A 12,371-nucleotide genomic window follows, 5' to 3' on the forward strand; every position below is an offset into this window, starting at 1 on the left:
TCCGATCATCAAAAGCACAGGCGGTTTCGTCTGTGCTTTTTTCTTTGGTGCATGTGTAGACTCTGCAATTCCGGTCTTGAACCGACTGGCCATCTGGTGGCATTCGCGGTTTCGTGCTATGAGCGCTGCATGATCGATGCTTCGTCTCATTCGCGACCTCTCTCTTTGCGCGCACTGGTCTTCTGGCCGGTCGCGTTTGGGGCTGTCGTGCTCATGGCGCTCGCTCTTTTGTCGCCAAAGCTGGGGCAGCTGCGACGAGATCAGGAAGTCTTTGTCGCCAACCAGCACAAGCTTGTCCAATTCGAAGCCGATGGGCAGCATACGCGTCAGCTGATTGACGCCCTGGAGAATGATCCCCGGTTTCGAGCAGAAGTCGCCAAAGCAGTGTTCGGACAGGAAACTGCAACCAAAGCCAAGTCGGTCTCACTCCCTCAGGAACTGACACACGACACATCTGCGCGTCCCGCGGCCACAGAGAGCGAAGCCAACTGGGTGATGGAGCTCCAGCCGGACTGGCTAGTAGAAGCAATCGCCCCGTGGGAGCAGGATGCCAGGAATCGCTCCATCAGTTTGCTGGGAGCGGGTGGCCTGTTGTTGTTTTCGTTTCTGCTGCTGAACCCAAACGGCAGACGTCGCTCAAACGGACAAACCAGTCTCTGGAGCAGCATCAAAACTCGCTACTGGCACGATTGAGTAGGGTCCGCTGTGCGGACCGTCAGTAGATATTCAATCGTCGATCAAGTTTCGAGTGGTTGTGAAAGTCATCATCGGTCAAAGAAGAAACGGTCCGCACAGCGGACCCTACGTTAAGAGGTCAGCCACTCCCTTCGCCGACGAACGTCTCGCAGTACCAGCGGAACAACAGCACGAACGATGGCGTAAATTCTTGTGGTGCTCGGCTCACCCATTCATCAATTTCTTCGAGCGAAACAAAGCGACCTTCGATGATCTCTCCGGGATCGAACGTCGGCGTCTGGTCACTTTTCATCCGGTAAACGCAGACATGCTCGTTGGATGTTTCCTTCGAGGGAGGAAACTTTGCAAGCAGCTCCAGCGGTCCCGTCAGGCCGATCTCTTCAAAGGTCTCGCGCTGAGCCGATTCATCGTAGGATTCCCCCGCGGAAACATGCCCACTCGCTGATGTCGACCAGACCAGCGGAAACTCATCCTTGTCGGCTGAGCGTCGATGAATGAGCATCTCGCCTTTGGAATTGAACACGAAGATGTGACAGGCCCGGTGCAGCAGTCCATCTCGATGAACAATGCTGCGTGGAGCCTGTCCGATCACCACATCCTGTTCGTCGACGACGTCAAAGAACTCCTCACCAACGGGCGGCGTTCCGAAATGCGTCGTCATTCGCCGTGGCTTTCTGCACCGCCAGAAGCCTGGCCCTTGAGATTGCTCAGGTATTCGACGAGGTCGCGAATATCGGACTTCGTGATCTTGTCTTTGATGTCAGCGGGCATGCCTGATTGACCTGGTGCGCGGTCGAGAATCTCAACTTTCTTGAGAGTCACGATCTCCGCCGTCGGCATGACCAGTTTGAGTTCGTCAGCGGTCTCTTCTTTGACGATCCCGGCATGGACTTTTCCGTCTTCCATGATCACGACGGTTGTCTCAAAGCCTTTGGCAATGTCGCGATCCGGAGTCGCGATCGCAGCGAGCAGGTACTCGCGAGTCTTTTCTTTGCCGATGTTGGAAAGATCAGGGCCCACTGCTCCCCCTTCGCCGCCAATCTTGTGGCATCGCAAGCAGGAGGCATCGCGGTGTTCGAAGAAGACTTTCTTACCACGATCAAAGTCGCCGCCGACGAGGGTTTCTTTCCACTGTGAGAGTGGATCGCCCGCATCGCGCTGAGCATTGAACTGGTCGACCAGCTTCTTGAATTCCGAAGTGTTCTTCTTCCGGGCTGCCAGGAGAAGGTCGAGCTGAACCTCCGGCATGGCATTCCCGGCAACGAGTTCCTTCGTCCACGACAGCAGGAGTTTGTCAGCCTCTGGAGACTTCAGCTCCGACAGCAACGCAATCATCGCCTGCTGTTCGTCGGCCGAGCCCTTCGTCATCAGTTCGCGAATGTATTGCTCGGCTTTTGGGAAATCCTTCTGAGCGAGCAGTTTGATGGCCTGGGTACGAAGCGGCCCTGGTTTTGAACCGAGCAGTTTGGAGATCACAGGGATCGCCTTCGGTGGATCTAGTTCGGCAGCTGCGGTCAGCAATTGAGCCCGTGCCTTCTCATCAAACTTCGTCTCATCGAGCAGTGCAGCGATGTCCGGGTAGAGTGACGTTGTCTTCGTCTTTTCAGCCAATTGAGCCGCGAGAACGATGATCTCTGGCTGCGAGTCCAGATACGCCTTCCAGTTCGCGAGCAAGGCGTCGCCGAGGTTTGAAGGATCTCGCTTGCCGATGACGCGGTGATGGTTGGTGACCATGTCGTATTGTGATGGCGATTCCCAACGCAGCAGTTCCGAGAGGGCTTGTTGTTTGGCAGCGAAACGGAACTTTGGATTCGCAGCGATGGCAGCAATGCGTTCGACCGCGTCGCTGGTCCCGAGTCGATAATTGGCCGCGAGGACACGTCGAACCAGTCCGTCCGGGGCATCGTTCTTGAGTGTCAATGTCGCAAGATGCTCATCCAGGTCTGCCATTGGTTCGTCGTTGATGGCGTGGGCAACTTCGTAGACGACCATGGCATCCGCATCGTTCAGAAAAGATTTGATCTCTGGTGACTTCTGTCGACGAAGTGCAACAACTGCAGCCAGTCGCACGGAGCGAGAATCATTCTTCGACAACCCGGAAAGCTGCTCCGGCGTCGCACATTTCGAGAGGGCCATGATGCACGCATGTCGCAGAACCGGATCGCGATCCGCATTTTTTTCCAGGAGGGCGACGACTTGTGAAAACGCCGCTTTGAGTTTCAATTGGGCGACCGCTTGTGCCGCGAAGTAGGCAATCCGTGAATTGGCATTCGATAGCTGTGAAATCACGGTTGCTTCATCGATCGGCTGTTTTACTTCCGCTGCAACCTTGAGTGTCTGTGCAATCAACTCTGGATCGCTGTCCTTGAGCAATGGCTTCAGGACGGTCAGCAACTTCGGCTCCTTCTGAGCGATCTGACCCAGTCCCCAGACTGCGTGAATCCGCTGCAACTGAGGGGCAGTGGTCGTCAACGCAATTTTGCTGAGGAGATCATTTTTCTTGCGTGTGGCCAATTCATACTGAGCACGCAGACGGACACGTTGATCAACATGTCCCATCAGTTTGACTAACTCGTCATCCGAGCGTTTAACAAAGCCTTCTTTCATCAGTTTGGGAACTTCAACAGAGAGGGCCTTCGTTTTCTCGTCGGGATTCGCGTTGGAATACTGATAGATCCGTCCCTTTCCAATCCCGTTCCAGCCGTTGACCCAGTCGGCGACATAGACGCTGCCGTCGTAGGCGAAGTCGACATCGGTCGCGAGGATGTTCCAGAATGATTGCTTTGAATCGGTCAGCTTGAAGTTGGCACCATCCGGTTCCATCTTGAAGGTCCGAATCCCACTGGCATTCGGCGAGCCTCGGAAGTCCGCCAGGAAGAAGTGACGTCGGAATTCCTCTGGCAGTCCCCAACCCGGATCGTAAGTCAGTCCAGAGGGACCGTCTGCAAAGTTCAGAATTGGATTGAGATTGTAGGCTGGCTGGACTTCTTTGGACGTCTCGTCGTCGTGGTAAGGATGCCACATCCGTTCGCGGTTCCAGGGACCACGATCGCTGATGTATTGGAATTCCATCCGCCAGCCGGCATCCATTCCCTGCGCGACATAAACCCAGCGAGCCTTATCGCCTCCATCGGAGTTGTTGTCGCCGGTGAACAGGTTGCCATATTCATCGAAGGCCAGTTCCTGCGGGTTCCGCAGTCCGTAGGCGAACTCTTCCAGTCCCGAGCCATCCGGATAACAACGGAAGACCGCCCCGGTATTGGGACGCTTCAGATGAACGCCTTCGTCAGTGGTGACGTTGTAACCACGATCCCCGATGCTGAAATAGATCCGACCATCGGGGCCCAGTGCAAGACCGTGCATATCATGACCGCGAAAAGCGAAGCGAACGCCAAAGCCATCATGCAGCGATTTTTTAACGTCCGCTGTCCCATCGCCATAGTTATCTCTGAGCATCCACAGGTGGGGAATGCAGGTGTAATAGATGGTTCCATTCAGCGAGATCAGACCTGCTCCGGTACCGTCTTCGATCGCGTTGAAGCCATCCGCGAAGATATGGGCGTCTTCAAAGTAGCCATCGTCGTTGGTGTCTTTGAGAAGACGGACACGGTCCTGTTCTTTGGTGTAATGATCGAGTTTGTCGCCATGGTACTTCTTGATGTACGCGATGCGGTCTGCCACCGTCTGAGCCTGAAGCTCTTCATCCATCCATTCGCCGTGACCGCGGTTGTCTTCGATCCCTTTGCTTTGTCGAAATGATTCCGCGACGTACAGGTTCCCCTGTTCGTCGACGCAGAATGCCACCGGATTGGCCATCTGAGGCTCTTCGGCGATCAACTTGATGTTGATGTCAGCGGGTTTGGCAAACGTTGAAATCGCGACCTGGCCTTCGTTCGAAGCCTGAGCAATTTCTGGCTTATATTCGTCAGCAGCAATCGCAAACGTCAGCAGAAAGCAGGACAACACAAGCGAAGTGACGGGCAGGCAGACGGACAGTTTCGTCACGAAAAACTCCACAGCATGAATCGGGTAAGAACGTCAATCAGGCGTTTTGAATAGGAACGCAACGCGAACACGCAACGCAGATTCGACCCGTACTATAAGGCAGTCGGATGATCACAATCAACGCTGTGGATGCGTAATGAGTCTCAGTGAACGCAATTCGCAATTGGTCCTGCGACTCTTCTTGAGAATCTTATTTCTCAGGCTTGAGACCCATTCCCCCAGCCCAGCCCTGGACCATTTCGTAAACGAGTGGCCAAAGGTAAGCATAGGCGAAGTAAGCCGCGAGTCCCATGAGTGCAATCAGACCGATCAGGCTGATCCAACCGATCACACCATCTTTCATGCGGTCCAGGAAGCGCCACCATTTTTGTCGCTGGTACTGAGCATCGATCTTCTTGTAAGAATCCTGCAGCTTCTTCCCGCGTTGTTCTGCAGCAAGCGCGGCTGCCTTCTTCTGCACAACGTCATTGAACTCTGAGAACTGCCCTAATGCGGCGAATGGCCTCTTGGGATCGCGGGTGGCCTGGGCAGAGATATCAATCTTTCCGGACTGCAGTGCTGCGATGACTTTGTCTTGAGTCGTCTTCGTCACTGTCTCCTTGCCGTCGGAGCCTTTGTGCTTGACGAACCAGAGGGCCGACGCGGTTGCGGCATTGACTGCAGCATTTGCTGTTGATGACGCCTTGCTCGCAGTATTCACAGACGAGGCCGCCGCTGCTGGCATCCTGGGGGCCGTTGACGCTGTCTTCATGTTGGTCATGGTCGCAGCTCCACTGCCACCACGGGCCACGACTTTGTCGGGTGAGTTGATGAAGCTCAGCGATGTGCCTGCGACGCCGAGGTTCTCCAGGTCACGAATCAGCTCTTCGCAGGTGGAATAGCGGTGTTCGGGCTTCTTCGCCATGCACTTATCAAGGATGAGATCAAGACGCTCGGGCACCTGCTTGTTCGTCAGACTGGCACGTTTGAAGATCCCCTTCTCTTTTTCCATGATCAGTTCGACGGTCGAGTCCGCTTTGAAGGGATACCCGCCAGTCAGGAAGTGATACAGCGTTCCGCCCAGAGCATAGATATCGCATCGCCCGTCGACGTGCTTGGCGTTACGGGCCTGCTCAGGAGCCATGTAATACGGCGTACCCAGTCCGGTCCCGCTTTGCGTCAAAGACATTTCTTCATCATCGAGAGACTTCGCGAGTCCCAGGTCAGAAACTTTGACCTCACCTTTTCTCGTGACGAGAATGTTATCCGGCTTGATATCGCGGTGCACCATGTTGAGCCCATGCGCGTGCTTGAGGGCTTCCGCGCAGAGGATCGTGACTAAAACCGCGTCGGCAATGCTCAGCGTTTTAAGCTGCTTCATCCAGTCCTGCATGCTCTGGCCATCGATCAATTCCATGACGACGTAATGCATACCGTTGGATTCATCGACGTCATAACACTTCACGACATTCGGGTGCTCGATCTTCGCCATCGCCTTGGCTTCGCGATAGAAGCGACCCACAAACGCCTCTTTCGTCGACAACTGACGACTCATGGTCTTGACTGCGTACTTGCGTTCCAGCTTGGCATGCTTGGCGAGGTAGACAGCCCCCATTCCGCCACGACCGAGGATTTTCTCGATCTGATAATTTCCGAGCATTGTCCCCGCTTGAAGGTCACCTTCTTCTCCTGGCTTGTTTCCAGACGAGGCATTTGGCGGGGTTTTCTGAGAGCTAGTGACAGGGGTCTCCACCATCGTTTCTTCGATTGGTTGGGTCGATGGTGCTCGGCCGCTGGTTTGACTGCGTGCGGGAGGCGTATTCATGGGAAACTCCGTCCTGGGAGCGCGTGGAAGATAAAGACATGAAATGACAGCGTTTGGCCCGCGGGATTTCGTTTCCCAACCGCAGGACCATGGCGACCGCGCGAAGAAAGCAGACGATGAAATTGCGCGTACCAGACCAGCCGGCAAGAAATTGGAAATTCCCAGTCCACATTATGAAGATCAGGGGCTCGAAGTGCAAACCTGTTCTTCAGTGGCCATCCGTTTTCATGTCGAATGTCATCAGATTGCGATTCCGACGCAGGCTACGGCGTTTTCGTCTTCTCGGATGGCTTCTCGCCAGATTTCGTCGAGAGCTCCCGACTGTTGAGCAGGCGAACAATATTGCTCTTATGGCGAATAATAATCAGCGTCGGAACGACGATACTGATAGCAGCGACAGACCAGTTCTCCGCAGAAAATGGATTTGGCAGCAAGATGATGATTTCCGCGATCATGAAGGCAGCCGAAGCCACCAGCGAACCCAGCGAGACGACACGCCAAATACCATAGGTCACCAGGAATGCAACCAGAGCCACCAAGCCTGCGTAAGGAGCAAATACCAGCGTTGCTCCCAGTCCTGTTGCAACGCCCTTCCCGCCCGCGAACTTCAGCCAGCAGGGAAACATATGCCCGAGAATCGTCGCCAGTCCCGCAAAAACAGCAACGTGATTCATCTGCTCGGGAGCAAACCAGTCTCGAAACAGCATCGGCACCAACAACGTCGGCAGCGCACCTTTGAGGGCATCAAAGGCGAACACGACCCAGAACCACTTGTGCCCGATCACACGGCCGACATTCGTCGCGCCGATATTCTTACTGCCGTGCTGACGGATATCGATGCCGCGCACCCACCAGCAAAGGATGAGTCCGAACGGAATGCTGCCAGCGAAATAGCAGATCAGAAAAACGAGCAGCCAGGCCATGTCGCGAAAGTCGCTTTGCAGTTAAATGAGGAACAGATCGATATTAGAGATCGTGCCATGCTCACAGCTTTGAGTGAGCATGCCAACTGCGAACAAGACGATAATCAAAACGAACGTGCAAAAATCGCATGCTTGCTCAAAGCTGCAAACATGGCACGGTTCGCTGTAGCTTCTTATAGCGGTTCGCTCGAAAAGGACAATCGGAAGCGTCTCGTGACGACGACTTTCGGATCAGATTTTGTGCTTGCGAGAATGGGTCGCAATCCGAGACGATTTTGATTGAATCGCTTTGAGCAGCCCATTTGTATCGGAATAGTTCAACGAGTGACAGTACGTCGTCCAGAATCGCTCACGCCATTCTGCAGGACATTCCCTGGCTGAATAGTCCAACTGCGCCAGATCCTTGACGATCCACCGACGAATCATTGATCGCTGTCTGAGCGCACGACCCAGGTCAATCACCCGCAGGGTCGGTGCAGTGGTCCACGTTACTCCGTCGATCAGGCAGCGTTCAAAGCAGTTTTCCACCAGCAGATGCCCCAGGTAGTAATCCTGATGATGCAGGTTGGCTGCGTGCATCTTCGCGGTCTGAGCCGCGAGTGTGTCGATGAGTTCGTAGACGGCGGAAGTCTGAAACGCCGAGACGGGATGCTTTTTCAGCAGATCGCTCAGCTTCGTATAGCCTTCCAGACCCTCAATGATGACGAACGATTCCGCATGATGCTCGCCATAAGCGACGGGCTTCATCGAAGCGACGCCAGCCGCTTCGAAATGATGCATCGCCTGCCACTCGTTCCAGGCACCGACGATCGCGGTTTTTCCCTGCAACCACGGTTTGACATAATCCTTCCACGGAGCCCGACCATGCCACTTCAGATAAAAGACGCGAACCCCCGCAGGGGAACTCAGCTCGAAGCGGTAGGTCAGACGATCTTTGCGGGCCGCTTTCGCGGATGCCAATTCCGGCTGGTTCATCAGTGAGGAAAAACTGGTCAACGAATGCCCGTCAAACAGTTCCGAGAAGGACTGTTTGATCATCAATCGACCATTGTCCCAGACCAGATCGTCAGGCCGCAAGTCGAGTCGACGTCTGGGTAACACCAGCGCGGACATGGCAGAGTTCCTCAAGCATGACGAGGGTGTTATTGATCGTGTTTTGAATCGGGAATTTTTTCGCTGTTTCGATCGCATGCTGCGACATCTGTGCCCGTTGAGATTCAGTCAGTTGAAAGAAATCGGTCAACGAACCAGACATCTCAGACAGCGAATTGCGTGTCGGGATCAAATATCCGTTTTGTCGATCATTGATGATGTCTGCACCACCCGAAGTCATCGTCGTCAACACGGGCAGGCCGCAGGCCATCGCTTCGAGATTGACGTTGGGAAATGGTTCATACTCGGTCGGCAGGATGAACAGGTCGCCAGCCCCATAGCAGTTGGCAATGTCGGACTGGCGTCCTGCAAAGACGACCTGTCTTTCAATTCCCAGACTGCGGGCATAATTGTGAAACTGTTGGATCGGACCTGTCCCGAGTACCAGCAAATGCAGCCCCAGGTGCTTCAAATCAGCCAGTGACTGCAGAATCGTCCTCAGCCCTTTGCCCTCGAAGTCCATCGAAGCAAAGACCAGTAACGGAGCATTCATCGGCAATCCAAATTTGCGACGTGTCTGCTCGCGTTCAAAACGGACATCGGCATGGAACAGCTGGCTGTCGATGCCGTTGTAGATGATGCGAATCTTCTCATCGGGGACGCCGTAGTATTTCATCAACAGTTCGCGATCAAGGCGCGACTGTGTCACAATCCGACGCGTGGAATCTGCGAGATAAATACGTCGTTCGAGTTCAATCAGCGTGCGATGACGAGGATTGAGCTGCTGGAGTCGCTGGGCAAACCCCGGCTTATAATAGACCCTCAGCCAGTGGGATTGCAGACGCTCTGTCACGCGGACTGCATCGATTCCGAAAGCCCGTCCCAGCCCGTAGGCGACATCAAACCGCCCTGCTCGAATCGCATGGGCGCAATTCACCGCGAAGCTGCGATTCTTCGTCGACGAACTCCAGCGACTCACCGGCACGGGCATGAAGCGGACTTCGCCACGCAGTTCATCATCGATCTGATGACCAATCACCGTGACTCGGTGTCCCGCCGCCATCAGGCCGCGCGCCATCATCACGCAGTAGCGTTCCGACCCGCCCGATTTGAGAGAATAGCGACGTTTGACGAGAGCAATCTTCATGCAACTTTGGTCCTGATAGTCGGGTTCTCTGTCGACGTCCGAGCCAGCAGTGTCTGCACATTGCTGAAAACCCGTTCGACGCTCAGATCACGCATGCACTTGTGATGCTTCTGCGGACACGTGCGCTGTTGACACGGCCCACAGTCGACCTGATGTTGCAGATGAACTCCGAGAGGATAATACGTTTCGCTCCAGGCAATATGCGTCGGCCCAAACAGCGTGACGACGGGAACACCAAACGCAGCTGCAAAGTGACGCGGTCCCGAATCGGTTGTCACCATCATGCGGGCATGTTTCACAACCGCCTTGGACAACCCGATGCTCACGCTTTCATTCGCCAGCGAAGTCACGCGAGGATGTTTCGCCAGTTCAACAATCTGTTTAGCAATCGCAATTTCCGCCGGCCCGCAAAGGACGACGACTCCCAGTCCCGTCTCGCTTACAAGACGCTGCGCCAGCGCCGCAAAGTGTTCTGTCGGCCAATGCTTGGCAGCCCCGAACGCCCCGCCCGGATTGAGGGCGATGTATCCAGACGAGGCATTGAACACGCTCGGATTTCGATGACGAAAACCTTCCAAGGCAACTTGATCAGCATCACTGATCGCCAGTGTCATTCGATTCGACTTCACCGCAATCCCCAGCGATTCCACCAGCCGGGAGTATTCATCCATCACGGGGTTCGGAATCTGCTTGGACTTCGGCGGAAGGGAATTGGTCAATAGCCATGTCCGCCCATCGCGAGCAAACCCGAGACGTTTCTTGGCGCCCATGCGTGCCGCCAGCCAGGCGGACCGGAATGAATTCGGAAACAGAATTGCGAGGTCATACGTTTCGCTTCGAAGGCTCTTGAGCATCTCCCGAGATGATTTCGAAAACGCCTTCTGGCTCTCTTTTGTCAGCACGATCTGTCGATCAACGAGGCCTTGCCCCTCCAGGACCGACCCAATCACCGGTCGATGCAACGCATGAATCTCAGCATCTCGCCATTGCTGGCGCAGCGCAGTCATCGCTGGCGTCGCCATGATCGCGTCGCCGACCCAGTTGGGCATGAAAACCGCTATTTTCTTGGGAGTATTCATCGAACGGACTCAACTCATCGATCTCGACTCGAATGACCTGAGCTCTCACATGGTGAAACTTCACGCCCTTCGAGTCTTTTGTAGTGAACTCTCTTAAGACGCTTTTCGCAGCGGCATGTCTGGCTTCGGAAACGGCAGAACCGACGGTTCGCCACGCATGCGTTTCAGAATGTTCGTCGAAGAAATCCCAGGCACTTCCTGCAGGACTTTCACTTCGCCGCCATACCCCGTGACGATCTCACGACCGACGACCTCATTCAGCTGATACGTTCCACCTTTGACGAGAACATCCGGGCGAATCTTCTCTAAAACCTGATGTGGCGTTGATTCGTTGTAGACCGTCACGTAGTCCACACATTCCAACGCAGCGAGCATCGCAGCTCGTTGTTCCGCTGGGAAGATGGGACGATCGGGAGCTTTGCCGAGCGATCGAACACTCTCATCACTGTTGATTGCGACGACGAGGCAATCCCCCAGTCGAGCAGCTTCGTTCAAATAGCTGACGTGCCCAATGTGCAGGACATCAAAGCAGCCATTCGTAAACACGATCTTTTGTTTCATGCGACGACGTGCATCAAGATGCAGCCCCAGTAGCGTCGGCTCGTAGACTTTCGTATCGAGTCCATGACCTTCGCGAATCAAGTCTGCAACGATCTCTGGTCGAGAAATCGGAACGACACCGATTTGCTCGACTTCCAGCCCGCCAGCAATGTTCGCCAGTTTTGCGAGTTCAGGAGCAGTCCAACCCGCCGCTGCACCGACACCGATCATCGCGAGGACCATGTCTCCTGCGCCGGTGATGTCGTAGACTTCGCGGAACCGTGTCGGGTGATGACTGCATTCGCCACTGGCTTCGACGACGGCAATGCCGTCCTTATCCAGCGTCACGAAAATGCGGTCCATGTTGAGTTCTTCGACGAGTTTCCGACCAGCACGAAACGCATCTTCGATCGTGTTAACTTCCATGCCCGCTGCCTTCCCCGTTTCCACACGGTTTGGCGTCATCGCAGTCACGCCGCGGTACATGCGGTAGTCGTGAATCGATGCCGGGTCGACGATGACCTGTTTGCCTGAAAGCCTTGCGATTTCGACGACGCGCTGGACGGTTTCTTCATCGCAGACACCCTTGGCGTAGTCAGAAATGAGAATCGCATCGTGATGTTCGATAGCGGGAATCAGGCGATCCCAAAGTTTCGCTTTGGCGATTTTCCCCAGGGGATCGCGAACTTCTCGATCGATCCGCATCATCTGGTGGGGGTGACGATGCTGGGCCTTGCCGATGATCCGCTCTTTCAGCGTCGTCGGGCGTTCTTTGTCTTCAATGATGGCAGCGCACGAAATGCCATGCGATTTCAGCAGCTCTCTGGTCTGTTCCCCTTCGACATCCTGCCCGACGACCCCGGCCAGCGTGACTTGGGCATCGAGTCCTCGGATCATCTGGGCGACATTCGCAGCTCCGCCCAGTCGCAGTTCCTTCTTCTCTTCTCGGAGAAGGATGACGGGAGCTTCCTGGCTGATGCGTTCTGCATTTCCCCACAGGTAGCGATCAAGGATCAAATCCCCCAGTACCAACAGGCGGGGATTGTCCAGTGACTGCACTAAATCGATCAAATGGTAAGACATGC

At 54.8% G+C, this 12,371-nt stretch carries 9 protein-coding genes; 1 reads left to right on the plus strand and 8 read right to left on the minus strand.

All coding sequences use genetic code 11. The features are described from left to right. The first annotated feature begins 129 nt into the window (after positions 1-129). On the plus strand, positions 130-693 hold the full coding sequence (locus tag SH248x_RS01085; protein WP_459556664.1) for a hypothetical protein: 564 nt from the start codon (positions 130-132) through the stop codon (positions 691-693). Between the two features lie 121 nt (positions 694-814). Here the strand turns inward: SH248x_RS01085 and SH248x_RS01090 are convergent, their stop codons facing one another. From SH248x_RS01090 to rfaE2, 8 genes are all read right to left on the minus strand, one after another. Continuing rightward, a complete protein-coding gene (locus tag SH248x_RS01090; protein ID WP_459556665.1) occupies positions 815-1,357 on the minus strand; it encodes an NUDIX hydrolase in 543 nt (180 codons plus the stop codon). Beyond that, a complete protein-coding gene (locus tag SH248x_RS01095; protein WP_459556666.1) occupies positions 1,354-4,701 on the minus strand; it encodes a PVC-type heme-binding CxxCH protein in 3,348 nt (1,115 codons plus the stop codon). The genes SH248x_RS01090 and SH248x_RS01095 overlap by 4 nt, the downstream gene beginning before the upstream one ends. 190 nt (positions 4,702-4,891) lie before the next feature. Next, positions 4,892-6,505, minus strand: coding sequence for a serine/threonine protein kinase (locus SH248x_RS01100; RefSeq protein WP_459556667.1), 1,614 nt, complete (start codon positions 6,503-6,505; stop codon positions 4,892-4,894). Between the two features lie 263 nt (positions 6,506-6,768). After that, positions 6,769-7,428, minus strand: coding sequence for a glycerol-3-phosphate acyltransferase (gene plsY, locus SH248x_RS01105; RefSeq protein WP_459556668.1), 660 nt, complete (start codon positions 7,426-7,428; stop codon positions 6,769-6,771). Between the two features lie 231 nt (positions 7,429-7,659). Beyond that, complete coding sequence (locus tag SH248x_RS01110; RefSeq protein ID WP_459556669.1) at positions 7,660-8,541, minus strand: protein kinase family protein; 882 nt, start codon at positions 8,539-8,541, stop codon at positions 7,660-7,662. Beyond that, positions 8,495-9,667: a glycosyltransferase family 4 protein gene (locus tag SH248x_RS01115; RefSeq protein WP_459556670.1), complete on the minus strand. Its 1,173-nt coding sequence runs from the start codon at positions 9,665-9,667 to the stop codon at positions 8,495-8,497. The genes SH248x_RS01110 and SH248x_RS01115 overlap by 47 nt, the downstream gene beginning before the upstream one ends. Beyond that, positions 9,664-10,746, minus strand: coding sequence for a glycosyltransferase family 9 protein (waaF, locus tag SH248x_RS01120; RefSeq protein ID WP_459556671.1), 1,083 nt, complete (start codon positions 10,744-10,746; stop codon positions 9,664-9,666). The genes SH248x_RS01115 and waaF overlap by 4 nt, the downstream gene beginning before the upstream one ends. A gap of 93 nt (positions 10,747-10,839) precedes the next feature. Next, positions 10,840-12,369 (minus strand): bifunctional HldE family protein, encoded by a 1,530-nt coding sequence (rfaE2, locus tag SH248x_RS01125; RefSeq protein WP_459556672.1) that lies wholly within the window; start codon positions 12,367-12,369, stop codon positions 10,840-10,842. Between the last annotated feature and the right edge of the window lie 2 nt (positions 12,370-12,371).

The organism is Lacunimicrobium album (assembly GCF_052161635.1).
Lineage (GTDB): Bacteria > Planctomycetota > Planctomycetia > Planctomycetales > Planctomycetaceae > SXPC01.